General features: G+C 70.0%; 21 protein-coding genes and 1 pseudogene. 15 read left to right on the forward strand and 7 right to left on the reverse strand.

Features of this window, described 5'->3' with window-relative positions; genetic code table 11:
- Window positions 1–91 precede the first annotated feature (91 nt).
- The 5 genes from AC067M_RS16785 to AC067M_RS16805 all read left to right on the forward strand — a co-directional run bounded on the left by AC067M_RS16785 (window position 92) and on the right by AC067M_RS16805 (window position 6848).
- Complete coding sequence (locus AC067M_RS16785; protein ID WP_478697736.1) at window positions 92–385, forward strand: DUF503 domain-containing protein; 294 nt, start codon at window positions 92–94, stop codon at window positions 383–385.
- Between the two features lie 46 nt (window positions 386–431).
- Window positions 432–878, forward strand: a complete 447-nt coding sequence (gene rbfA, locus AC067M_RS16790; protein WP_478697737.1) for a 30S ribosome-binding factor RbfA — start codon at window positions 432–434, stop codon at window positions 876–878.
- On the forward strand, window positions 875–1780 hold the full coding sequence (gene truB / locus AC067M_RS16795) for a tRNA pseudouridine(55) synthase TruB (RefSeq protein ID WP_478697738.1): 906 nt from the start codon (window positions 875–877) through the stop codon (window positions 1778–1780). Before rbfA ends, truB begins: the two co-directional genes overlap by 4 nt.
- A 282-nt stretch (window positions 1781–2062) precedes the next feature.
- Window positions 2063–5770: a trypsin-like peptidase domain-containing protein gene (locus tag AC067M_RS16800; RefSeq protein ID WP_478697739.1), complete on the forward strand. Its 3708-nt coding sequence runs from the start codon at window positions 2063–2065 to the stop codon at window positions 5768–5770.
- 130 nt (window positions 5771–5900) lie between these two features.
- Window positions 5901–6848, forward strand: a complete 948-nt coding sequence (locus tag AC067M_RS16805; RefSeq protein WP_478697740.1) for a bifunctional riboflavin kinase/FAD synthetase — start codon at window positions 5901–5903, stop codon at window positions 6846–6848.
- 91 nt (window positions 6849–6939) lie between these two features.
- Here AC067M_RS16805 and AC067M_RS16810 read toward each other — a convergent pair whose 3' ends face one another.
- From AC067M_RS16810 to eccE, 3 genes are all read right to left on the reverse strand, one after another.
- On the reverse strand, window positions 6940–10512 hold the full coding sequence (locus tag AC067M_RS16810; protein WP_478697741.1) for an SCO5717 family growth-regulating ATPase: 3573 nt from the start codon (window positions 10510–10512) through the stop codon (window positions 6940–6942).
- Between the two features lie 344 nt (window positions 10513–10856).
- Window positions 10857–11645, reverse strand: coding sequence for a hypothetical protein (locus AC067M_RS16815; protein WP_478697742.1), 789 nt, complete (start codon window positions 11643–11645; stop codon window positions 10857–10859).
- The gene (eccE, locus tag AC067M_RS16820) at window positions 11642–12958 is read right to left on the reverse strand and encodes a type VII secretion protein EccE (RefSeq protein ID WP_478697743.1); all 1317 of its coding nucleotides are present in this window, start codon (window positions 12956–12958) and stop codon (window positions 11642–11644) included. The genes AC067M_RS16815 and eccE overlap by 4 nt, the downstream gene beginning before the upstream one ends.
- A 197-nt stretch (window positions 12959–13155) precedes the next feature.
- On the opposite strand from eccE, the gene eccB reads away from it, so the two are divergent.
- From eccB to AC067M_RS16860, 8 genes are all read left to right on the forward strand, one after another.
- Window positions 13156–14676 carry a type VII secretion protein EccB gene (eccB, locus tag AC067M_RS16825; RefSeq protein ID WP_478697744.1) on the forward strand — a complete coding sequence of 507 codons (1521 nt, stop codon included), beginning with the start codon at window positions 13156–13158 and terminating at the stop codon, window positions 14674–14676.
- A 13-nt stretch (window positions 14677–14689) separates the two neighbouring features.
- Entirely contained in the window at window positions 14690–15967 is a 1278-nt protein-coding gene (gene mycP / locus AC067M_RS16830; RefSeq protein ID WP_478697745.1) for a type VII secretion-associated serine protease mycosin, read from the forward strand.
- A gap of 192 nt (window positions 15968–16159) precedes the next feature.
- Window positions 16160–16372: a hypothetical protein gene (locus tag AC067M_RS16835; RefSeq protein WP_478697746.1), complete on the forward strand. Its 213-nt coding sequence runs from the start codon at window positions 16160–16162 to the stop codon at window positions 16370–16372.
- Between the two features lie 159 nt (window positions 16373–16531).
- Complete coding sequence (locus tag AC067M_RS16840; RefSeq protein WP_478697747.1) at window positions 16532–16993, forward strand: hypothetical protein; 462 nt, start codon at window positions 16532–16534, stop codon at window positions 16991–16993.
- The gene (locus tag AC067M_RS16845) at window positions 16993–18687 is read left to right on the forward strand and encodes a hypothetical protein (protein WP_478697748.1); all 1695 of its coding nucleotides are present in this window, start codon (window positions 16993–16995) and stop codon (window positions 18685–18687) included. The genes AC067M_RS16840 and AC067M_RS16845 overlap by 1 nt, the downstream gene beginning before the upstream one ends.
- 96 nt (window positions 18688–18783) lie before the next feature.
- On the forward strand, window positions 18784–19986 hold the full coding sequence (locus AC067M_RS16850; protein WP_478697749.1) for a S8 family serine peptidase: 1203 nt from the start codon (window positions 18784–18786) through the stop codon (window positions 19984–19986).
- Window positions 19987–20043: 57 nt separating this feature from the next.
- Window positions 20044–20382, forward strand: coding sequence for a WXG100 family type VII secretion target (locus AC067M_RS16855; protein ID WP_133930342.1), 339 nt, complete (start codon window positions 20044–20046; stop codon window positions 20380–20382).
- Between the two features lie 58 nt (window positions 20383–20440).
- Window positions 20441–20743 (forward strand): WXG100 family type VII secretion target, encoded by a 303-nt coding sequence (locus AC067M_RS16860; RefSeq protein WP_133930343.1) that lies wholly within the window; start codon window positions 20441–20443, stop codon window positions 20741–20743.
- 111 nt (window positions 20744–20854) lie between these two features.
- Here AC067M_RS16860 and AC067M_RS16865 read toward each other — a convergent pair whose 3' ends face one another.
- A complete protein-coding gene (locus AC067M_RS16865) occupies window positions 20855–21604 on the reverse strand; it encodes a transposase (protein ID WP_478697750.1) in 750 nt (249 codons plus the stop codon).
- A gap of 687 nt (window positions 21605–22291) precedes the next feature.
- On the opposite strand from AC067M_RS16865, the pseudogene AC067M_RS16870 reads away from it, so the two are divergent.
- Window positions 22292–22543: pseudogene (locus AC067M_RS16870) on the forward strand (hypothetical protein); the annotation flags it as partial.
- A 34-nt stretch (window positions 22544–22577) separates the two neighbouring features.
- Window positions 22578–22850, forward strand: coding sequence for a hypothetical protein (locus AC067M_RS16875; protein WP_478697751.1), 273 nt, complete (start codon window positions 22578–22580; stop codon window positions 22848–22850).
- Window positions 22851–23036: 186 nt separating this feature from the next.
- Here AC067M_RS16875 and AC067M_RS16880 read toward each other — a convergent pair whose 3' ends face one another.
- The 3 genes from AC067M_RS16880 to AC067M_RS16890 all read right to left on the reverse strand — a co-directional run bounded on the left by AC067M_RS16880 (window position 23037) and on the right by AC067M_RS16890 (window position 26460).
- Window positions 23037–23543, reverse strand: a complete 507-nt coding sequence (locus AC067M_RS16880) for a hypothetical protein (protein ID WP_478697752.1) — start codon at window positions 23541–23543, stop codon at window positions 23037–23039.
- A gap of 80 nt (window positions 23544–23623) precedes the next feature.
- Window positions 23624–25927, reverse strand: a complete 2304-nt coding sequence (locus tag AC067M_RS16885; protein ID WP_478697753.1) for a DUF6571 family protein — start codon at window positions 25925–25927, stop codon at window positions 23624–23626.
- Complete coding sequence (locus tag AC067M_RS16890; RefSeq protein ID WP_478697754.1) at window positions 25927–26460, reverse strand: hypothetical protein; 534 nt, start codon at window positions 26458–26460, stop codon at window positions 25927–25929. Before AC067M_RS16890 ends, AC067M_RS16885 begins: the two co-directional genes overlap by 1 nt.
- Window positions 26461–26482 lie beyond the last annotated feature (22 nt).

Below are 26482 nucleotides of genomic sequence, written 5' to 3' on the forward strand. Positions count from 1 at the left end.
GCCCCGGCCGTTCGTTGTACGGTTCTGATGTCCCCGCCACGTGGATGGCGGGGCCATCGATCCCGTACCGGCGGGTGAACCGGTTACACACATGTATGTGGGGACGCTGTCCTTCGACCTGCTCCTCGGCGACGTTCGGTCGCTGAAGGAGAAGCGCTCCGTCGTCCGCCCCATCGTCGCCGAGCTCCAGCGCAAGTACGCGGTGAGCGCGGCCGAGGTGGATCACATGGACCTCCACCGCAGGGCCTCCATCGGCCTCGCGATGGTGTCCGGCGACGCGGGGCACCTGACCGACGTGCTCGACCGGTGCGAACGGCTGGTCGCCGGGCGCCCCGAGGTGGAGTTGCTGTCCGTCAGGCGGCGCTTCCACGGCGAAGACGACTGACGACCCCAGAGAACGACCCAGACAGGAAAGAACGGGAGACGGACCAGTGGCCGACAACGCGCGGGCCAAGAGGCTGGCGGACCTCATCCGGGAAGTGGTGGCCCAGAAGCTGCAGCGCGGGATCAAGGACCCGCGGCTCGGCTCGCACGTCACCATCACGGACACCCGGGTCACGGGTGATCTGCGGGAGGCGACCGTCTTCTACACCGTGTACGGGGACGAGGAGGAGCGGAAGGCGGCAGCCGCCGGACTGGAGAGCGCCAAGGGCGTCCTCCGCTCCGCGGTCGGCGCAGCGGCAGGCGTGAAGTTCACGCCGACGCTGACGTTCGTGGCCGATGCGCTGCCCGACACCGCCCGGACCATCGAGGACCTCCTCGACAAGGCGCGCCAGTCCGACGAGAAGGTGCGCGAGGTCTCGGCCGGCGCCACCTACGCCGGCGAGGCGGACCCGTACAAGAAGCCGGGTGAAGACGAGGACGACACCGCCGAATGACCCAGAAGCCCACCCCGCCCGACGGCCTTGTCATCGTCGACAAACCGTCGGGCTTCACTTCGCACGACGTCGTCGCCAAGATGCGGGGCATCGCCAGGACCCGCCGCATCGGCCACGCCGGCACCCTCGACCCGATGGCCACGGGCGTCCTCGTCCTCGGCGTCGAGAAGGCGACGAAGCTCCTCGGGCACCTCGCCCTCACGGAGAAGGAGTATCTGGGGACCGTCCGCCTCGGACAGACCACCCTCACCGACGACGCCGAGGGCGAGATCACGGCGTCGGCAGACGCCTCCCGCGTCACTCGCGACGCCATCGACGCCGGCATCGCCAAGCTGACCGGCGACATCATGCAGGTGCCGTCCAAGGTCAGCGCCATCAAGATCAACGGCGTGCGCTCGTACAAGCGGGCCCGCGACGGCGAGGAGTTCGACATCCCCGCCCGGCCCGTCACCGTCTCCTCCTTCGCGGTGTACGACGTCCGGGACGCCGTCGCCGAGGACGGCACACCTGTCCTGGACCTGGTGGTGTCGGTGGTCTGCTCCTCCGGCACGTACATCCGCGCCCTCGCCCGCGATCTCGGCGCCGACCTCGGCGTCGGCGGGCACCTCACCGCCCTGCGCCGCACCCGCGTCGGCCCCTACAAGCTGGACTCCGCCAAGACGCTGGACCAGCTCCAGAACGAGCTGACGGTGATGCCGATCGCCGAGGCGGCCGCCGCCGCGTTCCCGCGCTGGAACGTCGACGCCAAGCGCGCCCGGCTGCTCATCAACGGCGTACGGCTGGAGATGCCCGACGAGTACGTGGGCGGCGGGCCCGTGGCCGTCTACGACCCCGAAGGACGGTTCCTCGCGCTCGTGGAGGAGCACAAGGGCAAGGCGAAGAGCCTGGCCGTCTTCGGCTGACCTTTCCGGGCCCACACGGGTTCGCTCGGCCCCCTGCGGGCTCGGATCCGCCCGTGGAGCGGCGATCACGGGGTCGTCCACTGTCGCCGCTCCACGGTCCCCCCTCGGTTCCCCCACCCATAGGGTTATCCAGCCGCCGCCGTCCATTCACCCGTCCGGGCAGGCGCTCGGAGTGAACCGAGGGAGTGCACGGGGGCGCGTTCGACGCATGATCTGTCCCGCCGATCATCCCGCGCCTACGGTCGAACACAGGGCACGCGTGTACGGCGGGGAGGCACGACCATGGCGGAACGGGCCGCGCGGGACCGCTTCCGGTGGGTGGATGAGGAAAAGGGCGGCCGGTTCCAGTGGGTGGATGAGGCAGAAAGCGGTGGGAGCGCCGCGCGAGAACCAGGCCCGGGCGTCGCGGCGGAGCAGCGGCCGTGGGACGGTCTCGACGCCGCCCTCGTCCGCATCCACGACCTGGCAGGCCGCCCCCGCGGCCTGGGCTTCGTCGCGGACCACCACGGCACGGTGATCACCGCCCACGAGACCGTCGACGGCCTGCCGCGCCTCCTCCTGCACACCGCCGAGGACCGGCACTGCCTCGTGACCGCGACCGACGTCACCCCGCTGCCCGCCCGGGGACTGGCCCTCGTACGCGCCGAGGGGCTCGGCGTGGCCCCCCTCCCCGTCACCGCGCGGGACCGTATCGACACCGGCACCTACGTCCGCCTCGCCGCCGGCTGCTGGCGCGAGGCACGGGTCCTGGGCGCGACCTCGGTGACGTACACGGCCACGGACCGCTTCCATCGCATCGACGACGCCCTCGAGTTGGCGATCGGCACGGCAGGCCGGGACGCGCTGCGGCTGGGCGGCGGAGCGGCCGGAGGACCGGTCCTCGACGCAGAGACGGGCGCCGTGCTGGGCGTCCTCGGCACCGCGCTGCAGTCCGACGCGCGCGACTGCGGGTTCGTCGTACCCCTGCACCCCCGGGCCCTCGGCCTCACCCGACCCGGGGAGACTTCCACCGCCGGACCGGGCCCGCTCGCCGAACTGCTCGCCCGCAACGCGGCGACGGTCCCCGCCTACGGCGCCGACCTCAACCTCGCGGGGGTCCTGGAACTCACGGCCACCTCCGTGGCGCAGGACGGCCCGCGGACCGGTACGGAGGGCACCGTCGCGGTGGCCGAGCCGGTCGAACGCACCGACCTCGCCCGCCAGTTCGCCGCCTTCACCGAGAGTCCGTACGCCGTCCTCGGCCTCGTCGGCCCACCCGGCAGCGGCCGTACGACGGAACTCGCGACCCTCGCCGCCCGCCGCCACCGGGGCCCCGACCCGGCCCCCACCCTCTGGCTGCGCGGAGCCGACCTGAGGGAGGACGACGAGTCCCTGGCGGACGCGGCACGCCGGGCCCTGCACCGGGCGGCGCGCATCGTGGCCTCCTCCTCACCGGCCTCCCCGGTCGAGCTGGGCGACGTCGCACCGGAGCTGTTGGCTCGGCCGGCCCGTGCCGCCGGTCGCCCCTTGCTTCTGCTGCTCGACGGGCCGGAGGAGATGCCTCCGACGCTGGCGCATCGGCTCGGCGCGTGGACGCGGGGCACGGTGAGGTGGCTGGGGGAGACGGGGGCGCGGTTGGTGGTGGCGTGCGGGGAGGAGTACTGGGAGGAGGCGGAGTTCCCGAGGGAGGTGCTGTATCGGGAAGACACCTCAGCGGCGCCGGGTGACATTCCAGCCGGTCCGGCGTCTGAGGACGAGGCCGTTCGGGCCGAAGGGGAGCCCGCGGGCCCGCCCCCCGGGGACGGGACGGGAAGGGGCGCCGAGGGCGACAACCCCCCTCGGCGGCTCCCGCCCTGTGTCCGCCTCGGCGACCTGCGGGATGCGGAAGCCGCCCAGGCACGCGCGCGCTACCGCATCCCGGACGGAAGCCTCCGCGACACCGACGCCCGTCATCCCCTCACCCTCCGCCTCCTTGCCGAGATCCGCGCCGCGCTCCCCGACGCCCCCGTCACCCCGCTCGACCGCGACGATGTCTTCGCGGCCTACCTGGACCTGATGTGCCTGCGCATCGCGGTGCGGCTGGCCGCGGACGGCGGCCTGCGCGGCACAGCCGTCCGCCGGCTCGCGGCGAGGGTCTCCGGCCAGATCCACGAGGCCGCCCGGCGCAGCCTCGGCCCCGGACAGGGCGAACTGGACCGCGAGACGTTCGAGTCGGTGTTCCCGTGGGGCCCCGCCCCGGCCCGCCTCGGCGGCGGCACCGGATGGGCCTCGGCCGTCCTCACCGAGGGTCTCGTGGTCCCCGCGGGCGGCGGTTATCGCTTCGCCCACGAGGAACTCGCCGACTGGATCCAGGGAACCCACCTCGACCTGGACGAGGCTCTGCACGCCCTCGTCCACCGCCGCCGCACCCAGGACGGCACGCAGCACCCCCTCCCCGTCCCGCACCACCGCATCGGCCCCGTCGTCCAGTCCCTGCTCTTGCTGGCCCGTCAGCACGGCGAGCGCCAACTCGCCTCCCGCCTGGCCGACCTGGTGCACGCCCTGGACGCCGACCCGCACTCCTGGTGGGCCGCCCGCCTGCTCTCCCGCACCCTGCTGCGCGTGCCCGACGCGACGCCGTACACCGCCGTCCTGCGCCTGCTCGCCGACCGTGTCGTCGCCTGGCGACAGCGCGGGCAGCACGTGCCCGAGGAGTTCGGCCCCGTCTTCTGGAGCGAGCTGCGCCTCCCGCAGGACCGCCGCTTCGACCTGCTGCGCCGACTCGTCCTCGCCGACCCCGCGCCGCGGGACACCGACACCCCCCGCTACCTCGACGCGGCCGCCCGGTTCCTCGCCGCCGACGCCACCGCCGTACAGCCTTTCCTGACCCGCTGGTTCGACGACGAGCGTCCACTGCCCGCGACCCCGCACGCCACCGTGGCCACGGCCGCGCAGGCCCTGCTGCACACGCACCGGCACCGGGCGATCGACCATCTCACGGAGGTCCTGGTCGACCGCGGCCACCGGCGCGCCGACGAGCTGCTCGCCGTCCTCGCCGAGGAGGAGCCGTCCGTGATCTGCCGAGCCGTCGACCGCTGGGTGTGCGACGAACGGCCGGACCGGAGGACGGCGGCGGTGGCGTACGGGCTGCGGGCCGCCGCACACGTACGCACGGAGGCCGACCGCGAGCTGTTGCGCCACGCCGCCCTCTCCCTGATCGCCCGCCCCGCCGACTGCACCCTGCACGGCGGCGCGCTCGCCCTCCTCGTAAGGGACCCGCACACCAGGGACGCCCACCTCCCGCGGGCGCTGGAGCGTTTCGCCGCCGGGGACCCGCAGTTCCCGCCGAGCGCGCTGGCCGTCGCGCTGCACACCCGTCCCGAGCCGGTCCTGGACGCCTTTCGGGCCCGGCTGCGCCGAGGACCGGACACCGGGGAGACCCTGCGCACGCTCGCCGACGCCACCCCACCCGCCCTCGCCGGCCCGGTCGCCGCGCTCGTCCGCGAGGCGGTGCGGGAGCGGCCGGAGGCCGCCGACCACGTGGCCGCGTACGTCGACCGCCGCCTCGACCTGGACCACGGACCGACCGCGCAGGCCGTCCTCCATCCGCTGGTCACCGGCCTGCTCGACGGCGGCGGCCCGGAGCGGGTGCGGGTCGCGCTGGCCGCGGTCCTTGCCGCTCCTGGCAACCCCGGGGCCCCGGGCTCCTCCCTGCGCCATGAACTGCGCGAGTTCCTCCTGGTCCAGGAGCACGCCCCCGCCGTCCTGGACGCCGTGCTGGACGCCGCCGTCCAGCACGGCGTCGAGGACCTGCGTGACGTCGTGCACCGCGTCGGCCTGCGTCTCGTCCGCACCCCGGACGGCGCGACCCGTTTCGATCGCGCCCTCGTCGACCTGAGCCGTACCGTCCCCGGCTTCGCCGCGCTGATGGCCGGCTGGCTGACCGGCGCTCCCGCGGACTGGGCCGTGGTGGTCGGGCCCAGCACACGGCGGACGATCGAGAATCTGGCGGGGCCGCGCGTCCCGGCTTGAGACAGGCCCTTCGCGTGCGCCCCGTCACAGGACACATGCCGATGCGGGCCGACAGCACGCGGCATGGCACCCTTAGACCTGCGTAAGAGGTCGAAGGTAACTACGGACAAGGGTTCGAGGAGCGGTCACAGTGCAGCGCTGGCGTGGCTTGGAGGAGATCCCCCAGGACTGGGGGCGCAGCGTCGTCACCATCGGCTCCTACGACGGAGTGCACCGCGGACACCAGCTGATCATCAGGCACGCGGTGGACCGCGCGCGTGAGCTGGGCGTTCCTGCGGTCGTCGTCACCTTCGACCCGCACCCCAGCGAGGTCGTCCGCCCCGGCAGCCACCCGCCGCTGCTGGCGCCGCACCACCGCCGCGCCGAACTGATGGCGGACCTCGGCGTGGACGCCGTCCTGATCCTTCCCTTCACCACCGAGTTCTCGAAGCTGTCGCCGGCCGACTTCGTCGTCAAGGCCCTCGTCGACAAGCTGCACGCCAAGGCGGTCGTCGAGGGCCCCAACTTCCGCTTCGGCCACAAGGCCGCCGGCAACGTCGAGTTCCTCACCGAGCTGGGAAAGGTCTACGACTTCGAGGTCGAGGTCGTCGACCTGTACGTCACCGGCGAGGCGGGCGGCGGCGAGCCCTTCTCCTCGACCCTGACCCGGCGCCTGGTCGCCGAGGGCGATGTCGCGGGCGCCGGGGAGATCCTCGGTCGGCCGCACCGGGTGGAGGGCGTGGTCGTACGCGGCGCTCAGCGGGGGCGGGAACTGGGCTTCCCGACCGCCAACGTCGAGACACTGCCCCACACCGCCATCCCCGCCGACGGCGTGTACGCCGGGTGGCTGCACGTGGGCGGCGAGGCGATGCCCGCCGCGATCTCCGTCGGCACGAATCCGCAGTTCGACGGCACGGAGCGCACGGTCGAGGCGTACGCCATCGACCGGGTGGGCCTCGACCTGTACGGGCTGCATGTCGCCGTCGACTTCCTGGCGTTCGTGCGGGGGCAGGCACGGTTCGAGACGTTGGAGGCTCTGCTGGAGCAGATGGCTGAAGACGTGAAGCGGTGCAAGGAGTTGGTGGCCGCGGCGGAGTAGCCGACGGCGAGTTCGGCTCCACGACGGCGAAGGGCGGCCAGTGCCTTGGAGGCACTGGCCGCCCTTTGTTCTGCCGTGAGGGGCCCCGGGGTTACTGCTGAGGGGGCGGGGGAGGGGGAGGGGTCTGGCCGTCGGGGTGCGGGGGCTGGGGGGCCGGTGCTTGTGGTGCTTGCGGGGCCGGGGGCTGGGGGGCGTGGGGAGTCTGGGGGGCCTGGGGGTAGCCGTAGCCGGCGGGGTAGCCGGGCTGACCCGGTTGGCCGGGCTGGCCCGGGTGGGCCGGTTGACCCTGCTGCGGTGGGTAGGGCTGGCCGGGCTGCTGGTACGGCTGGCCCGGCTGGGCGGGGGCCTGTCCTGGGGGGAACTGCCCGGGCTGGGCCTGCCCCGGTGGGACCTGTCCGGGCTGCGGGTACGGCTGGCCCGGGGCGTACGGCTGGCCGGGGTGCGGGGGCTGGGGGTAGGCGCCGGGCTGGCCGGGGTGCTGCTGTCCGGGGGCCGGCTGGCCCGGCATCTGCTGGCCTGGGACCTGCTGGCCCGGGGCGGGGTGCCCGGGGAACGGCTGCCCGGGACCGGGCTGGCCCGGGTACTGGCCGGGGTACGGCTGACCCGGGTACGGGCCGGGCATCTGCTGGTCCGGGCCGGGCATCGGCGGGGCGGCCACCGGGGGCGGGTTGCCGTCCGAGGTCCACAGGCCGTGCGACTGCTGGTGGCGTACGAAGTCCTCCGCGACCATCGCCGCGAGGTTGAAGTACGCCTCCCGCACCTTCGGCCGCATCATGTCGAGGTCGACCTCGGCACCGGCGGAGAGATGTTCGTCGAAGGGCACCACGACGACGCCCCGGCACCGCGTCTCGAAGTGCGACACGATGTCCTCGACCTTGATCATCTTGCCGGTCTCGCGGACACCCGAGATCACGGTGATGGAGCGTGAGACGAGTCCCGCGTACCCGTGCGCGGAGAGCCAGTCCAGCGTCGTACTGGCGCTGCTCGCACCGTCCACGGACGGTGTCGAGATGATGATCAGCTGGTCGGCGAGGTCGAGCACACCGCGCATGGCGCTGTAGAGCAGACCGGTGCCCGAGTCGGTGAGGATGACCGGGTACTGCTTGCCGAGCACCTCGAGCGCGCGCCGGTAGTCCTCGTCGTTGAAGGTCGTCGACACGGCCGGGTCGACGTCGTTGGCGATGATCTCCAGGCCGGAGGAAGCCTGGGAGGTGAACCGCCGGATGTCCATGTACGAGTGCAGGTACGGGATCGCCTGGACGAGGTCACGGATGGTGGCCCCGGTCTCGCGCCGCACCCGGCGGCCGAGCGTGCCGGCGTCGGGGTTGGCGTCGATGGCAAGGATCTTGTCCTGCCGCTCTATGGCGAGGGTGGAGCCCAGTGCGGTCGTCGTGGTCGTCTTGCCGACACCGCCCTTGAGGCTGATCACCGCGATGCGGTAGCAGGAGAGCACCGGAGTCCGGATCAGCTCCAACTTCCGCTGCCGCTCGGCCTCCTCCTTCTTCCCCCCGATCTTGAACCGGGAGGGCGCGGACGCCGGACGTCCGCTCTTCGCCTTCTGCTTCCTGTTGTTGAGCAGCCGGTCGGAGGACAGCTCCACGGCAGCGGTGTAACCGAGCGGCGCGGCACCGGGGTTGGTCGGCTGCCGCTGGTCGTGCTGGATCGGCTGCGGCCATGCGGCCCCGGCCCGGGGGTCGGTGGGCTGCTGCGGGTGCGGTGCGGCTCCCTGCGGGTGCTGACCAGCGTGCTGGGGCGGCTGCGGGGCCCCGTGCGGGGCGACAGCCGGGGGAGCGCCGTCGGGCTGCGGCTGGCCTGGCTGTCCCTGCTGGGCGGGGGGCGGGGGGAAGCCGTAGCCGCCCGGCTGGGCGGAGGGGTTGGGCCCGGGCTGCGGCGCGTTGGGCTGCGGGAAGCCGTAGCCGCTCGGGGCGTGGGGTGCGTTCGGCGCGTGGGGCGGCGTGGGCGCGGGGGCACCGCCCGGGTGCGGGAAGCCGTAGCCACCGGGCGCGTTCGGAGCGTTGGGCGCGGGAGCCTGGGGGGCGCCGGGCCCGGCCTGCGCATCGGGGGCACCGAGGTGAGGGAAGCCGTAGCCGAGCCGGCCGGGCTGTGCCTGGGGCGCGGGCGGATGCGGGAAGCCGTAGCCACCGTGGCCCTGGCCCTGGGGGTTGGGTGCCGGTGCGGGCGGAGTGGGCTGCTGCTGGGGCGCCTGGGGCGGGGTGCCGGGGGGTGGGAAGCCGTAGCCGGGCTGTTGGGCCGCCGCGGACTCCGGGTTCTGCGCGGCCGCCGGGTTCCAGGCGGGCGGTGCGGGCTGCGGAGCCTGTGGGTGGGTGGACGGCTGCTGGGGCGGCATGGGCGACTGGGCCTGAGGGTGCCCCGCAGTCGCCGGGTCCCCGGGCTGCGGCTGTGCGGGCCACTGCGCGGCCGGTGCGGGGGCAGCAGGCTGGTACGACGGCGGCAGCGGCGGCACTCCGCTCTGCGGGGCGGGCGGGGGAGCCCAGGCGGTGGGCGGCGCGTCCTGCCGTGCGGCGGGCGCGGCCGGGGCCGAACTGTCCTGCGGGGCCTCGTCGGCAGACTCAGCCATGGGCGCCAGCGCGTCCGCGGGCTCGGCGGTCGGCGCCACGGGGTCCGAAACCTCGGCCTCGGCTTCGGCGGCAGGGGCGTCGGCAGCCCCGTCCGCCTCCTCGGATTCGGTGACATCGTCGCCCTGGGACACCGCGCCGTCAGCACCCGCATCACCGGCGGTCGCTTCCGGGGAGTCGACATCCTCGGACTCGCCCTCAGCCGCCGGAGCCGCCGGGTCCTCCGGGACGTCGCCTTCCCAGGGCGCACCAGTTTCGTCGATCTCCGCCCCAACGGAGGAGGCGTCGTCGCTGTCGGCGCCCGAGGAGCCCGAGGGGCCCGCGAGCGAGCCCGCGTCCGTCTCCTCGGCCACGGCCGCCGTGTCAGCCGTACCAGCGGCAGCCTCTGCCCTTGCCGAACTCCCGCCGTTCGAGTCCGGCGAGTCCTGCGAGTCTTCCGCGACGCCGGCCGCTGAAGCATCGGCCCCCTCGGCCGCAGCCGCACGCTCCGCGATCTCCCGCTGCAAGGCGACGGCGGAGAACCGCATGGTGGCGCCGCTCTCCAGATCCCCGTTCCCGGAACCAGCCTCCTCGGCACCGGAGGGCGATGCCTGAGCACCCGTGTACGACGGCGCAGCCTCCTGACCCGCAGGGTCGGCGGGAGGCACCGGCGCCCACTGTCCCTGGGGCTGTCCCTCGTGCTGCGGCCGCTGCTGTGCGAACCCGCTCCCTTCCGGAATCCCGGGCACCCCGACCGGACCCCCGGTCGGAGACGCGGGCGGAGCGGGCGGCGTGAAGGGCACGCCCCGGGCCGGAGCCGGAGCGCCAGCCGGAGTCTGCGGAGGGTACGGAGCCCCGGTCCCGTGAGCCGGCGGCCCAGGAGGCGCGAACGGAGCTCCGGGAGCCGAACCCGAACCCGAACCCCCGCCCGAGCTGCCGCCCGCGCCCGCACCTGCCCCCGAGCCGTCCCCGGCGTTCTGCGTGTACCAGGCAGGCGGCGCGTAGTCGATGGTGAACTCCCCCGTCGCCTCGACGGCGGAGTCCGCGTCGGTCTGGTCATCGCCGGGTGTGGCCCAGCCCCCGCGGATCCCGTCCCGATCGCTGCTCACAATTCCTCCTGGTGTGGTCGAGCACCCTCATGCCGTGCCGGGGCGACCATTACTTGTCGTCCTTTGTCGTTCGAGGTCGTCCGATCCACCGGCTCTCCCCCTGGGACGCCGACGCCCGTCCACGGGTTCTGGCACGGCGCCCCCTCCCAGCCTAATCATCACGCGCCCCACCTCGGCAGGCCCGTCCACTCGTCAGCGCCCGCCCAGGGCGTCACACACCGCCCAGAAGTGCCCTACTCGGCCGCCCCATTGGGGCACAAATCGACCGATAGCGACGACGATGTCACGCACAAAAATGAACGAAACAACAACACTTGCTCAATTCAAGGCAGAAAGCCGCCGATTCAGTCCATTCGTCGGGGCATACCCAACAATCCGATCTCGGCGTCCGTGGGTTGGGTCAGCACGTACTGCCGGTCGCGGTCCGCACACCAGAGCGTGAGCCCGTCGGAGAGTGTGGGCAGGGCCTCAACCTCGGCCCGGGGCAACGCCATCGTGCGGCCCAGCTCCGAGGCCTCGTCCGGCGAGATCCGCTGCACGCCGACCAACCGGGCCTGCCTAACGAGCCGGGGCGCCATAGGACTGAGATACGGCAGCAGCGTCAGCACCGACTGCCACGGCCCGGAGACGACGCGGCCGCGCGGAGGCCGCATACCGCAGTCCCGCACCACCAGCACCGGAGTTCCGGCCGACGTGCCCTGCGGCGGCACCCGGCCGACGTCGTACACGGCCAGGCCGTTCTGTCCGCCGCCCATGGCGTGCACCATCTGCATCCAGGCCTGCGGCCGCCCCGTCTCCACGGCCACGCGCGCTCCCGTGGCCGCCGCTCTCAGGGCGATGACCTGCGCGGTCCACAGACCGCCGATGAGGACGACGTCGTAGGGCGTGGGCCGGTTGAGACCCAGTACCGCGGGGCGTCCCTCCGCGTCCACCCCGATGACGACGCCGTCGTCCCCGATGGGCAGCGCGAGCGCGTCCAACTGGTCCAGGGGCACGGAGTGGCGTCCGTGCCGGGGTCCGAGCAGGCCGAAGCCTCTGCGCAGCAGCTCGCGCGCCCGCCCGTCGCCGGAGGGCTGCGATGCGCCGGGAGCGGCGGCGGCCGCCCGTGACGTCCGTGTGGTCGTCGGTGTCACCGGGCACCTCCGAGGGGCAGAGTGGCGAGCATTCCGGGCACCTGTTCCCGGTCGAGACGGGCGAGCCCCGCACCCGTGTGGCGTGCCGCCGCCTGCAGGGCGCGCCGGGCCGCCACGAGTTCGTCGTCACTGCGCCCGGTCACCCGCAGATGGCCGCACAGGGACACCTCCTGGCGCTCCCCGCGCGCGAGCGTGAGGCTGAAGGTCGTGGCGAGCGCGGGGACGGCGGTGACCAGGGCGAGGAACTGCGGCAGCGACGGTGCCCGCCGTCCGCCCAGGGTGGGCCAGCGGCGTATCCAGTACGTGGTGTGCCGGCGGTTGTCGCAGCGCCAGCTGCGGCTCGACTCCTCTGTCCGCCGCTCCCGCGTCTCCGTCCGCCCGGCTTCCGCCGTCACCAGCGGGTTGGCGCTGGCCGAGGTGGCGATCGCGGTGGTCAGCTCCTCCTCGTCGAGCACGGTGACCCGGAACCCGGCCCCGGTCAGGCGGCTCGCGAGATGGTCGGCCGCACGGACGACGCACTTCTGCGCCCCGACGAGACCACCGCCACGCGCGGCCACGGCCTCCGGGCACAGCTCGGGGTCGAGCTTCAGCGCGATCCACGTGATGCGCACCGCCGGCGCGCCCGTCTGTTCCTGCAACGGCGCGTAGTTGGAGACGGCCACCGACTGCTGGGGCAGATGGAGCGCGGGCGCGGGCTGCGTGTGCAGCACGACCTGCGCCGACTCCAGGCGGATTCCGTCCACTTCGAGGGCGTCGTGCACCAGGGCGAGCGGCAGCGGCTGCCGGTTGCGCTCGGCGCGCAGCGCGGTCGCGTCGGCCTCCACCTGGAGGACGGCGGTGACGAACGTGCCGTCGCCGACGATGCCGATGGGCCGCCGGTCGCGGCTCGCGTACGTGTACGTCCGCAGGCTCGGGTCGCACTCCACGGCCGGCGCGAACCCCGGTTCCGTGCCGGGCGGTATCGGCGTGTTGGCGGCGCGGCGCTGCCGTGCGCGCAACGCCCGCGCCGTACCGAACCACTCCGGGAGGGAGCGGCCGCGGCGGCGGACGAAGGCGACAAGCACCAGGACGACCGCGACGACGCCCGCCACGATCAGGGCCACGGGGTCGATCACCCATCCGACCAGCAGGGCGGCGGCCGCGATCTCCAGCAGCACCAGGCGTTGCAGCCGGAACACACCGGCCTGCCCCGAACGCGTTCTGAGATGGAGCGCGCCCGGCGCCGACGACCGCTGCGCCGACTCCGGCCGAGGCGCCGAGGAGCCCCGCGTCCGCGACCGGTCACGGGCCCGGACGCGCGTTCCGGAAGCCATCACTCCATCCCCCCGTTTTGCTCACAACTCGCCGGTGTTCCAGCACCACACAGGGCCCTCGAAGTCCAGGCACCCTACCCGCTCCACAAGTCTCCGCGGATACCAGGCATAGTAGGGGGCCGGTCTGACAACGGAGGGCGCGGGACCGCGTCACCGGCGAGCGCGGCCCAGGCGAAAACGGGGAGAGACAGGCACAGATGGCATCTCGGCGCGACCAGCTCAATGCCTACACCTTCGCGAAGCGCCGCATGCTCGCGGCCTTCCTGCAGTCCTCGTCCGACGGTTCGGAGGAGGCGGCACCACGACCGCTGCGGGCGATCGTCCCCAGCATCATCGTGGGCGTCATCGTCATGGCCGTCTTCGGCGCCTGGGGCATGTTCAAGCCGACCGCGCCCAAGGGCTGGGACACCCCCAACGCCAAGGTGATCGTCGCGGACAAGTCGACCACCCGGTACGTCGTTTTGAAAACCGACGGCGAGGTCCAGCTGCACCCGGTCCTCAACATGGCGTCCGCCAAGCTGCTCCTCAACTCCAACCAGGGCGAGGTCGTCACGGTCGCCGAGTCCGTCCTCGACAGCGGGAAGATCCCGCACGGCGTCACGATCGGTATCCCCTACGCGCCCGACCGCCTGCCGGAGGCCTCGGAGGCGGGCAAGGCGAAGCGCTGGGTGGTCTGCGAGCGCCCGAGCGCGGGCGGCGGCTCCATCCAGAAGGCCGCGCTGGTCCTCGCCGCCCGCGACATGAAGTCCACCGAGGGCAAGGAGCGGTTGCGCGGCGGCCAGCTCCTCTACGTCGTGGACCCGGACAAGAACCGCTACGTCGTCGACGCGAAGGGGACCGCATACCGCGTCGACAAGTCCGACGAACTCCTGCTGCGCGCCGTGGTCGGCTCCGGCCGCGAGCCCGAGCCGGTGTCGAAGGAGTGGCTGGCGACCCTGCACCAGGGCGACCCGATCACCTTCCCGGACATCACCGACCAGCCGGGCACGGCGGCCGACGCCCCCGGCCAGCTCGACGAGTCGACCAACAAGGTCGGCATGGTGCTCAAAGCGTTCGACAACAACAGGGAGCAGTACTACGTGGTACTGCCGGGCCGGGTCGCCCCCGTCTCCGCCTTCGTCGCCCAACTCCTGCTGTTCAGCGAGGAACTGGCCCCGCTCGGCCAAGCCGGTCACGCCCGCGAGGTGAGCCCCGGCGCGATCGTCCCGGGCAAGCCCTTCGGCACCGAGCAGCGCTGGCCGACCGGCGATCCCGCCCCGGTCAACGAGGCCTCCGGCACGACCAGCAGCCGCAGCACCGTCTGCAACGTCCTGCGCAACGTGGGCGGCTCGGGCGCCACCACCCTGAGCACCTGGGCGGGCACCGACTTCCCCGCCAAGCTCCCCACCGGCTCCTCCAGCGCCTACGTCACGCCCGGCTCCGGCCAGCTCTACCGCCAGTACCAGGGCAGGGCGACCACGACCGGACCCGTCTTCCTCGTCACCGACACCGGCCTGCGCTACGTGCTCCAGTCCAACGCCGACAGCGCCACCAACGACGCCGGCATCGGCACCACGCAGAAGGACCGCGAGCAGCTCCAACAGGAAGCCAAGCAGGCCCAGACACGCCTCGGTTACGCCGACATCGACCCCACGCCGATCCCGGCCGCCTGGTCCGAGTTCCTGCCCACCGGCCCACGCCTGTCCACGGCAGCGGCACGCCAGCCGCAGGGCTCTTGAGGAGGCGGGGGTGATGGTGCTGCGTACGACGAGGCTCCCGGGGAGTCGGGCGACGGTGCTGCGTACGACCCTCGTGGCGGCCGCGACGCTGCTGACGACGGCCGCGGTCCTCGCACCCCCCGCGGCGGCGGCCGACTCGCCCTACTCGGACCAGTGCTCGTTCCCCAACGGCAAGTACCCCGGCCGCCCCTGGGCCCTGCAACGCGTCCTCCTGGACGAACTGTGGAGCCAGTCCAAGGGCAAGGGCACGCGCGTCGCCGTCATCGACACCGGCGTCGACGTGACGAATCCCCAACTCACCCGCGCGGTGGACGCGAAGAGCGGCCGTAACTTCCTCCCGCGCGGCCTCAAGGACGAGAACGGCGACCCCGTCGAGCGCGGCAAGGAGAACGGCACGACCGACACCGTCGGCCACGGCACCAAGGTCGCCGGCATCATCGCGGCCCGCCCCGCCTCCGGCACCGGCTTCGTCGGCCTGGCCCCCGAGGCGACGATCATCCCGATCGAGCAGAACGACGCCGAGGGCCACGGCACCGCGGACACTCTCGCCCAGGCGATCCGCTACGCCATCCAGGCCAAGGCCGACGTCATCAACATCTCCCAGGACACGTCGAAGGCGATCAAGCCCGCCGCCGCCCTGGAACAGGCGGTCGACGCGGCACTCGCCCAGAACATCGTCGTCGTGGCCTCGGCGGGCAACGACGGCCTCGGCGGCAACGTCAAAAAGACCTACCCGGCCTCCTACAAGGGCGTCCTCGCGGTCGCGGCCTCCGACCGCAACAACGAGCGCGCCGCGTTCTCCCAGTCCGGCGACTTCGTCGGCGTGGCGGCCCCCGGCGTCGACATGATCTCCACCGTCCCCAAGGGCGGCCACTGCTCCGACAACGGTACGAGCTTCTCGGCCCCGTACGTCGCGGGCGTCGCGGCACTCATCAAGGCCAAGCACCCGACCTGGACCGCGCGCGAGATCGTCGCCCAGATCGAACAGACCGCGGAACGCACCATCGCCGGCCACGACCGCCTGGTCGGCTGGGGCGTCGTCGACCCGGTCCGTGCCCTCACGGAGGACGACCACCCCGTGGAGTCCCCCGACCCACAGTCGGGCCTCTCCAAGCCCGAGGCCCCCACCCCGGCCAAGTACCAACTCGGCGAGACCCCCGACGAACGCAACGCCCGCCTCGCCACGTACGTCGCCGTGGGCGCCGCCGTCCTCGTGGCCGCGGCAGGCGGCACCGCGGTGGCCCTCAGGGACGCCAGGCGCCGGGCCCGGAGGATCGCCGGGGCGGAGTAGCGGGCGGGCGCGGCTGAGAGGCGCCTTTCGGCCACCTGGTCATGCCGCGCCCAAACACGCACCAACCAGCGCCCAAACCGCCGTACAGGTTCCGCATGCCGCGCCCCCGCTGCCCGAAATAACGGGATCCACCCCACCACCCGCTGGCTACTGTGATGACGCCACATCAGCCACGGCGAAGAGGAGACGGCGGTGAGCACACCCATCCGTTCACGCCTTCTCGACTACCTCGAAGCGGACCCATCGCAGGCACAAGCCCCCGCGGCGATGCTCACGGTCCGCGAGTACCCGAGCGAGGTCGGCGCGACGCTGGTTGCAGGAGCGGGCGCCGGGAACATGACAGAGCGGTTTCTTGAGGTCGATCTTGCAGAGCAAGATCGATCAACTCGTGCCCGTTCTCGATGATTTGAGGATATTTGGAAGGCCCAGCCGGTGGAGTCGCGACAACTTCGTAACTGAGCCAACACAAAGTTCAGTTGGACGCGATTTACACAGTGACTACAGTGGTCGATGAGTGCATAGACCACTCGGCAGCTTCACCAACGGGGAACGGGGAGGGAAGGCATGCTTCCTGCGGAGGCCGGAGGCTTCAAGGTCGGCCTGGAGGCGCTCACCACCTTCAAGACACGAGTGGACGCCGTGCTGTCCACCTTCGAGGGCTCACCCGGCAGCGCCCAGAAGATCGGCGCCCACACCCTCTCCGAGGGTTCGTTCATCGGCGGGGGCGGCTTCGGCGAGGCCAAGGGCCTCCATGCCCAGTACGAACGCGTCCACGAACGCCTGACCACGCTCTCCAAGACCTTGGGCCTCCAGATAGAGGCGATTCAGATCGCCGTCCACGGCGCCCACGGCGACTTCACCAACCTGGACGAGGAGCAGCGGCGACGGTTCTGGGAGATCCAGACGCACATCAAGCAGCAGCAAGTCGAAGAGGCGCAGGAGAAGGCTGCGGCGAAGCAGGGCAAGCCGGAGCAAGAGCGTTCGCGCGATGAGAATGCGGGCACTGAGGGAGGGGGCCTGTACTGATGGGCGACGAGCAGCAGCACAACGACCCGTACGAGCTTCAGAAACTGCAGGTCGCTCAACAGGCCGGTGTCATCGACGCGGCCAGCCGTGTGTCGGAGATGACGAAGGGCTTCTTCGGCAGCTACCTCAACGCCTTCGCCAAGACGGACTTCGACGGCCACGCTCTGAACGCCATGATCGACATGGTCGAGTCCGCGAAGCCCGAACACCTGGAGGAAGCGGGCAAGGCTCTGTGGGCCGCTCAGGTCGCCATCCAAGATGCCGCCGAGGAGCTCAAGGGCCACATCAGCAGGGTCGCCTGGGAGGGTGAATCCGGCGAGGCCTTCCGCATCTGGGGCGGCAACCTCGTCACCAACGCCCTCAGCCTCGCCACCTTCGCCGAAGTAGCCGGCAACCAGATCACCGCAGCAGCCACAGGCCTCGCCTCCGTCCGCCAGTCCATGCCACCCCGCGACTCCCGCCCCGACCCCAAAACGGTCGACGACATCCCGACCCCCAAGCGCGTCGAGGGCAACGAGGAGTACGCGGCGGCCGTCCAGACCGAGAAGAACCGCCAAGAGGCGATCAACCAGATGAACCGGTTGGCGTCCTTCTACGCGGTCTCGGAGGAGACGTTGGCGGCTGCAGAACCGCCTACGTTTGAGGCTATGCCGGATGTGGGGGTGCCCAAGCCGAATCCCCAGTGGGGCGAGTTCTCCCCAGGAGAATCACAGGGCAGCGGGGGGCTGACCCCCGCCCGTGAGCATCCGGCGGTCGCCCGTGACTCTGCCGGTGTTGAGGGCAGCACTGTGCGTTCGGCAGACACTGTTGGGTCGCTGAAGCCTGTGGACGCACCGGTCACTAAGCCGGACGCGGATGTCGGTACCAACATCGACAGCGTGAACACGCTTCCGCCTCAGGAGACCGTGAAGCCGGTGACCCATGCGCCGCCGTTGGTGACTGGTCCGGGCGGTGGCAATGGAGGGCCGGTTCCACCCTTTGCCTCGGGCACGGTTCCTCCCCTCAGCGGGCCGGCCGCCCGCGCTACGGGGCGCGGAGGAGCACCCGTGAACAGAGCCCCGATCTCGGCACAGGGACGCACGGGGACGGCCAACGGAACCAGTACAGGGCGCGGCAATGCGGGCCCTGTGGGACGCGCCACTTCCACAGGGCAGACAAGTACGCGAGGCGGCGGCACTCCGGCCGGCAAGACGCCCATCGGCCGAGGTGTCTCTGGCGGTACCCCCCGCCCGATCGGCGGAGCGGTGAACGGCCGGGCCGGTGGGGCCAACTCCACGGGAGCGGCACGCGGGAACGGCGTCATCGGTGGAAGGCCCGCCACAGGCCCCGCTTCCGGATCCACAGGGGCCAGGGTCCCGCGTGGGACGGTCGTGGGCACCGAGGGGACCACAGCCTCGCGTCCACAGGCCGGCAGGATCGGACAGCGCGGCGTCATCGGAGCGCAGACCCCCGGTGCCGACACCCGTCCGGGGCAGCCGGGCCGCTCGGGTCGCCCTGCAACCGGCAATCCGGACGGTGTCGTCGGTACGCCCACAGGCCGCGCCTCCGCAGGGAGAAGCGGCGGTGTGGGAAGCGGCAGCAGGGTCCCTCAGCGCCCTACAAGCGGCGTCCGGCGTAACACCAACCGCGAAGAACGCGAAGGCGATCGTCAGCCCGAGACCCAGCGGCGCAACATGCCGCCGTCAACTGACTGAACACGAGCGAGGATCTACACAGGCATGACAGGGACCAGCCCCCGTGGCAGATTGACTGCGGCCTTCGGAAGGCGTGCCGGGAGACGGGTGTCAACCGTGTTCGCCGCACTGGCTGCCTTCGCCATTGTGTCTTCAGGGCTGGCTCCGAGTGCCGCTGCTGCCGACGTCCAGTCGAAGCAGTGGTACTTGAAGCTGATGGGCGCCGAAGGGATGTGGAAAACCAGCACAGGCAAGGGCATAAAGGTTGCCGTCCTGGACACCGGTGTAAACCCCAATACCTCGTCGCTGAAGGGGCAAGTGCTCTCGGACGAGGTGCCAAAGGTGGTCTCGCATGGCGCCACCAAAGACTTTCAAGGCCACGGCACCACCATGGCGGAACTGATCGCTGGCACAGGCGCTGGTGGGGGCCTGAAGGGATTGGCTCCTGGGGCCAAGATCGTCCCCTATCAGGTGAACTTGAAAGATAATCCTGATAAGAAGGCACCCGAGGTAGCGGACGCGATCAAGGCTGCCGCTGACAGCGACGCCAAGATCATCAGCATGTCCTTCGGTAGCGACATCATCGACCTGGACGTGGAGAAGGCGGTCAAGTATGCCGAATCCAAGGGGAAGCTGATGTTCGCCGGCACTGGCAACGACGCCAAAACCAAGAACTTCATCGGCTATCCGGCTGCATTCCCGTACGTCGTCGGAGTGGCCGCGGCCGACAAGGCAGGCACAGTGGCCGACTACTCAGAACACGGCAACTACGTCGACCTGGCTGCTCCGGGTGTCGACCTTCCTCGATGGTGTGACGCAACGTTCCGCTCCTACTGCGACGAAGGTGGTGGCGGCACCAGTGCCGCCACCGCCATCGCCTCCGCCTCCGCCGCCCTGATCTGGTCCGCCCACCCCAACTGGACGGCCAACCAGGTCGTGCGAAGCCTGATCGACACAGCTGGCCGCGACTGGCCGAAGGACAAGCCAAGCAACTACCTCGGTTATGGCCTGGTCCGCCCCCGCAAGGTGCTGGAAAACAGCAACATCAACCCAGGCCCCGCCAACACAGACCCACTGAGCTACGAAAACGGAACCGGCGTCACGGGAACTAAGAATTCCTCCTCGCCGTCTCCCTCCACGTCCGCCTCAGCCGATTCCCAAGCCTCCAACAACACATCAGGCGGCAACAACTCAGCCGCAGGCTCAAGCTCGAACTCCTCCGACGACAACACCCAACTCTGGGTGGCGATCGGCGCAGCACTTGTCCTGGCGGTCGGCGGCGGCATCTTCGCCGTTGTACGCAAGAGGCGAACCACCTGACACATCTCAGCGCAACGCACCACGCACCACCCGAACTCCACGAAGGGATGTCCCGCAATGGCAGATGGCCAGCGGCTCAATGACGGCGACGTAATCAAGCTCGAAAAGAACATCGTGGAGAGGTACGAGTCCATCAAGGGCCAGCTCTCCCGCCTCCAGGGCACGCTGGACATGATGGAGGCGAACTGGCGAGGCATCGGCGCCAAGGCCTTCAACGACAAGCAGGTCGAGATCAACGAGCGCGTCAAGCACATCGGCTCGCTGCTCACCTGGTTCCTCGACAACATCAACGCGACCCGCAAGGACAAGGACAAGCTCGAGGACGAGGTCCGCGCGACCATGTCGAGCATCGATGTCCAGCAGGGCGGCGCGCACTCGGCTCTCAACAGCTACTGAGCAGAGCCACGGGGCCGCAGCGCCCCCACCGAACTTCAACGAAGAGAGATGAGGAACCATGGCTGGAGTGCACTACGACGAACTCGCCGTAAAGTACGGCGGTCTCGACGCGATCACCACCGAGCTCGGTAACCAGGCCAAGAAGCTCGAAGAGGACCTCCAGGCGCTGAAGGCCGCCGTGGTCCAGGCCGCCGCCGGCTGGGAGGGCGAGGCCGCGACCGCCTTCGGCGAGAAGATGAAGCAGTGGGACGCCGACGCCGCCGCCATCCACACGGCCCTCGTCAGCATCGGCCAGAAGGTCAACACCGCCAGCGGCGACTACCGCGGCGGCGACCTCAAGGCAGCCAGCTACTTCCAGTGAGCTGACAGAGCGGACACCCGGGGTGGGCACGCACGGGAGGTGCCCACCCCCGTCTCGTATCACCTCAAGGAGCCACCAGTGGTCTGGGACGAGTGGGAACACTGAGCTTCTTCAGCGTTGCCGCTCCAGGGTGAGGATGGCTTTGGCGATTGACGTCATGCGGTTGGGACTGCATCGGGATCTGCGGAAGATGCGCCAGGTCTTCAGGCGCGCGACGCCGCGTTCGACCGGTGCCCGTGCTGCGGCCAGGGCCCAGTTGAGGGTCTTCTCGGTGAGGGTGAGTTCCTGCAGGGGCTTGCGCTTGATGCCGGTGCTCACCCAGGGGCCGCCGCCCTGGTAGGCGAGGTCGGCCAGGACGGGGACGCCCTGGCGCTCGCAGATGCGGATGATCCGGTGGGTGCGGGCAGCGGTCAGGTCGTGAGTGCGGCCCGGCAGGGCGGGTGAGAGCCACAGCAGCCTGCCGCCCGGATCGGTGACCACCTGCACGTTCACCCCGTGCCGGCGGTGCTTGGCCGAGTAGTCGGCCCGTCCGTCGCCGACCCTGTCGCACTCGGCGAGCGTGCCGTCCAGCAGGACGAAGTCCGCATCGGCCTCGCGCAGGACCTTCAGCAGACCCGGCGCGCGTTCGGCGAGCAGGCGGATGACAGCACTGGTGTAGGCATGGGCGATGGACTCTCTGATCCCGAACCCGGCGGCGATCTTCACGAGGGTGGTGTGTTCGCGCAGGTACACCAGTGCCACCATCGCGCGCTGGGACGGGCGGAGCTTGCAGCGCCGGTCACCCTCGCGGGTGACGACGAGCATGGTCACCCACTCCACGAGCGCATGCGGCAGGTCGAGTGCGGCAGGACAGATGACCAACGAGGCCCCCGAGCAGCGTGGTTGAGACGTCAGACATCTCGATCAACAGCTCGGGGGCCTCGCTCGTTGCGCTTCATGGACCGTCACCTGATCGGTGGCCAGCTCGAAGAAGCTCACTGGACCGCCGACCGCACTTCCCGTCGCCGAGTACATGCGCCGGCGTGAAGTGGGCGACTGGCCTGGCATCGACCAGCGCCCCGGGAGCTGACACGATGCTCAACCCTGATCAACAGGCCGCAGGCTGGCTCCATCACACCTACCGAGGCCTTCGAACTCTCCGCCCCCTCACCCCGTGTACGAGACCGCCACGGCGTGGATGTTCGCCTGTCGAACCCTTGCGTAACCGGGATACCCTCCCACGCCCATCCTGGCGGCCTCGCTGATCGTTCCCAAGGATGGCAGTGCGCCGTTCCACCCCTCGGCCAACGATCCCCTCGCCGACACCGCACCGGCCGCCCGCAGGAGGCGGCCAACCGCGTCTCCGGCCAGTCACGCCGGATCAATGCGCGCGGTTGCGCGGTGACCGTGCATTCCGCGATCTCCGGCGCTCCCTCGACGCCCCTGCCGTGGCAGCCCTCCGACGAGGCTCCCGGCTGGCCGGCGTTACTTCGCGAGCTTCGAGCAGGTCCCGGTCAGTGAGGTGGGACTCGGTGATCAGGGTGGTGGGCAACCCCGGGCCCGGACACTCGCGGTGTGGTCTGGGTCCGTCGGCAACTCGGCGGTGCTGAAGCGACCGGCAATCTGCTCTACGCGCACAACAACAAGGGGCAGGTAGTCCTACTGGACGCCCAAGTGGGAGGCCTGGCGAAGCTCGACACGTCGCTCCTCCGCGAGTTGGTTCTCATCCGCCAACTGCCAGAAACGGGACCGGCTCAGAGCTGGCCGTGGGAATCCGAGGCAACCGACTTCGGCTCCGCGCTCCGCAAGGCGCAACGCTAAGAGCTACCTGCGTGACGGCCACTGGCAGGACGCCATGCTCGACGCCACGCTGGTCGTGCCCAAGTCGACGACAGTCCCCTTCGGCCTGCCCAACGCCGACCCCTGGACCTGGCTGGCCCGCTGGGACGCCGGCGAGACCCCGGGCTCCCCGGGCTTCCCGAAGCCCCGACCACCCGCTCACGCGGCCTGGTTCCAACCAACCCTGTCCGCGCTCGGCCCAGTCCTCTCCACCACCGCCCACGGGACCTGGTCCACCGCGATGGACGAGCAACGCACCTTCCTCCTAGAGGCCCGAGCCGTTGTCTGAGGTCCCCCGCATGGGCAACCGCGGACGGGAGTCCGCCGGCTGGCTCCTGAACGCAAGGCGTCACGCTGATCGACGGAGCGTCGGATGCCGTGCCCTCACTTGAGGGACCTGGTGTCCATGCCCTGTATGTCATCCGCTATCGGTGACGTCGCGAAGAATACGTTCGGGCGCAGGCTCGATGCGACGTCAGTCGGCTTTCCACTGCATGGAACCTGCCGTGCACGCGGATGATGCTTCGACTGCCTCTGTGTAAGAGGTGATAAGGCGTTTCATGGCCTTGGCGTCTTTGTGCTTTGAACCGTCAGCCTCCACGGCGGTGTACAACTCTTGCTTGTACTTGGTGTCGACACAGCCGTCAGTTTTGCCGAAGGCCTCGTAATCCGCGTACTGGAACTTCCCCCCGCCCGCCGGGTGCACCGGGTTCTCGGAGCGAGCAGCCGCCAAGTACGCTGTCGTTTTTCCCTCCTTCAGCCACTCTTGTGAGACGGTTGCAATCAATACCTTGTCCACGATTACTTGGCACTCCTTGACCGCTGAATGGATCTCCTCCTTGATTGTGATCTTCTCTCCCGGAGGGAGGAAGGGGCCAAGGTCGTCGGCACTGATGGGCGTTCCGCACAGCTTTCCTGGGACCGCGTAATCGCGTTTTTGGTCATCTCCGGAGCAGCCTGAGAGTGCTGAAATGAGGATCACAGCCGCAGGGATAGCGACGGCATGAGGCCGCTTCAGCCTATTTCCGTTACTCATCATGAATATCCCTCTGTTGGGCAAGGTTACCGGAAGGCCGTAGCACTGCCTGGGGCTTGGCCATCGAGGATGGCTCTCGCGTTGAGGTAGCCTTGGCGTGCAGATTCTCGGGAAATCGTTGCGGCATCCCCGGAGTCTTCCAAGTGATATTTCTTCGCTGCGGTTTCAGCCGCCTGTTGTGCAATATCTCCATTTCGCACCCGGCCGTCCTCCCAGAACTTCCCTCCAGTCGTCTGGGCCTCGCTCACCGCGTTTCCTTCAGCATCCTTGAACACGGACTCGAGTACCACACTGGTCACTGTGCCCGCACCTCCGCCGACCAGCGCGCCGACCCAAGGGGTTGCGACAAATGAAGTGCCCACACCGACAGCGGTTCCGACGCCGCCGGAAATCCAGTTCTTGCGCTGGGCTACGGCGTGTTCATATCCCTTGTCCTTGTCCGAGGCTTCATCTCCGATGGCCTGCTGAACGCCTAGCCCCAGGGTGCCGGAGACTTCTCCAGATCTCGCCGCGATCTGTTCCATAATGAGCTTGTGATCGTCGGATGAACGCTGAGCTGCCGGTAGGTCTGGGTTCAGGTGATAGTCCATCAGCTTGCCCATGTAGGCCTTTTGCCCCACCTCAACGGCTGCGTACCCTTCTTCGTTCTGCCCCACAGCGAAGAGGAGTTTGGTTACATCCGAGTGCGAAAGTACTGCCTCAGAGCCGGCGACGGGATAGAGCTTTTCGATGTCGTGCCAGGAATCCGACTGCTCATCCCTCTTCACGTCGCTGATGGACCGGTTGATGTCCGGCAGATACTCCGAGGTGATCTGACCGACGCTGTCCGACATGTAACCGTATTTCGTCAGCCGTTCGGGATCATCTCCGATCGACGCCACCAGGCGTTCCATGAGCTTGGCCTGCTCCGCATTGTGCGGAGGCGTATCCACCGTAGGAATCTCCCCCGCCGGATGCCCCGTAGTAGCCGCCTCCAACGCCAGCGCCAGATTGTTTCGCCCCGCGATGCTGTCCTCGCCCTTGTCGTCGCGGTCCTGTGGCCAGTCCCGCTCTTCGAAGAGGTAGTCGAAGTTGGTGAGGGTGCGGCGGCCCATCTTGCCGTCGCCGTCTGTGTCGTGGAGGAAGTCGTGGTCCTCGTCCTTGTTGACGAATTCGCCGTTGAAGAACTCGGTGGCGGCGTCGGGGCTGTTGGAGATGGCCTTGAGATAGCCGGTCATGGGGTCCCAGCCCGAATCCGTGCCAGTGCGGTTGAGGAGTGGGTCCCCGCCTGTGCGCGCCCAGGCGCCGTGGCGGCCGTTGCCCGTGAACTTCTTCTCGGTCTCGATGAGTTTGTCGCCGTAGTCGACGAGGAACCGGTCGTCGTAGTCGCCCCAGCGCATGAGGTTGGTCATGACCTGGGCGCCGAGCGGGAAGCCGCCGTTGCGGCCGACGGGCTTGTCGGCCAGGTCGATCATCTTGCTCTTCCACTCCGTCATGGCGACGCTGTCGCTCTGTGACGCCGTGGCGAGGGTGAGGCTGAGGTTCTTCTGCAGGTCGTCGTACTTGTCCACCCGCTTGTGGCCCAGCTCCCAGGCGCTGTGCGGGTCGTTGATGCCGGTCCAGAAGTTGAGTGTCCCCTCCGGGCCGAGGCTCGACGCGAAACGTTCGGAGAACAGCTCGTCGTTTCCGTACTGCTTCAGGCCGTTGTTGAGGCGGTCGAACTCCTCGACCGTCAGGTCTTCCGGCTTCTTCTTCGCCAGCTTGGCCAGTTCATCGGCCTTCTTGAGCGCCTCGGCAGCCGAATCGCGATCCTTGTAGTCGACGTCCGAGAAGCCGAGCCGGCTCTGGTCGGCGATGGCCATCAGCACCTTGTTCGCCGAGTTGTCGGTCTCCGTCGCCTTGTCCAGGATCTTCTGGAGCTCGTCCCGGAGGGCGGTGATCTCGCCCTTGTTGTCCGTGTCCTCCTTGGCGCGGCCCTCCGGCGGAACGTTCGTCGTGACCGTGAAGCCGCCGTCGTAGCCGATGACCGTGAGGTTCTTTTCCTCGCCGCGCTTGATGGCGGTGACGAGTTGCTCCTTGTAGGTCTTCAGCTCGTCCCGCGTGTCCAGGAGGATCTTGTAGATGGACTGGGCCTGGCTGTGCGCGTCCTCGAACTCGCCGGACGTCTTTCCGATGAACTCCTTCGAGACCGTGGCGTTGACCCCCGCCCAGTTGGCCTTGTTGGCACTGCCCCGCAGGCCCTTCTCCGCGGACTCCTTCAGGGTCTCCAGGTCGCCCACCATCGTCGACCAGTCGTTCACGGCGTCGTCGAGCAGGCTGAAGTTTGCTTTCCGAAGGGCGTCGAGATCCATCAGTTCTGGCCCTTCTTGTCGCCCTTGCCGCCCTTGTCATCAGGGTCGCCGTAGATCGAGTTCTTCTTGCCGGGATCGCCCACACGCTCGTCGAAGCCCGCGTCCAGCGTGTCGATGCTGCTCATCTGCCGGCGGATGTAGTCGTCGTCGTCCGCGTGCAGCTTTGTCGTCACATGCATGTGGTTCGAGATGTGCGCGCACGCGTCACGGAGCGAGGACAGCTGCTCGTCCCAGCGGAGCGCCACGTGCTGCAGCGCCGAGCCGAGGGCGAAGCCTCCCTGCGTGAGGACGCCCGCGGCCTTCTCACTGGTGGGCACCGCCTTGCGGCCCTTGTCCCACAGGTCGTTGTACAGGTCGAAGGCGTTCTTGCCGATCTGCGCCAGGTCCTTCTGGCTCGCCTTGAGGTCGCCGTAGCCGCTGGGGTCCGGTGCGGGGCGTCCGCCGCTGCCGGGATCCAGTTGGTTCAGCTGCATACGGGTCGCCCCGTCGTTGGCCGCCTGCGACTTCAGCTGTTCCCACTCGTCCCACGCCATGCGCGGACTCCTTCCCCGTGTC

The sequence above is a fragment of the Streptomyces sp. NPDC043427 genome, from assembly GCF_056436655.1.

Bases quoted from the DNA above. Each gene is read 5' to 3' on its own strand.
- mycP (WP_478697745.1), top strand. From the start codon at position 14,690: ATGGTGCTGCGTACGACGAGGCTCCCGGGGAGTCGGGCGACGGTGCTG.
- truB (WP_478697738.1), top strand. From the start codon at position 875: ATGACCCAGAAGCCCACCCCGCCCGACGGCCTTGTCATCGTCGACAAA.
- AC067M_RS16885 (WP_478697753.1), bottom strand. From the start codon at position 25,927: ATGGATCTCGACGCCCTTCGGAAAGCAAACTTCAGCCTGCTCGACGAC.
- AC067M_RS16840 (WP_478697747.1), top strand. From the start codon at position 16,532: ATGCTTCCTGCGGAGGCCGGAGGCTTCAAGGTCGGCCTGGAGGCGCTC.
- AC067M_RS16890 (WP_478697754.1), bottom strand. From the start codon at position 26,460: ATGGCGTGGGACGAGTGGGAACAGCTGAAGTCGCAGGCGGCCAACGAC.
- AC067M_RS16800 (WP_478697739.1), top strand. From the start codon at position 2,063: ATGGCGGAACGGGCCGCGCGGGACCGCTTCCGGTGGGTGGATGAGGAA.
- AC067M_RS16855 (WP_133930342.1), top strand. From the start codon at position 20,044: ATGGCAGATGGCCAGCGGCTCAATGACGGCGACGTAATCAAGCTCGAA.
- AC067M_RS16875 (WP_478697751.1), top strand. From the start codon at position 22,578: ATGCTCGACGCCACGCTGGTCGTGCCCAAGTCGACGACAGTCCCCTTC.
- AC067M_RS16785 (WP_478697736.1), top strand. From the start codon at position 92: ATGTATGTGGGGACGCTGTCCTTCGACCTGCTCCTCGGCGACGTTCGG.
- eccB (WP_478697744.1), top strand. From the start codon at position 13,156: ATGGCATCTCGGCGCGACCAGCTCAATGCCTACACCTTCGCGAAGCGC.
- eccE (WP_478697743.1), bottom strand. From the start codon at position 12,958: ATGGCTTCCGGAACGCGCGTCCGGGCCCGTGACCGGTCGCGGACGCGG.
- AC067M_RS16860 (WP_133930343.1), top strand. From the start codon at position 20,441: ATGGCTGGAGTGCACTACGACGAACTCGCCGTAAAGTACGGCGGTCTC.
- AC067M_RS16845 (WP_478697748.1), top strand. From the start codon at position 16,993: ATGGGCGACGAGCAGCAGCACAACGACCCGTACGAGCTTCAGAAACTG.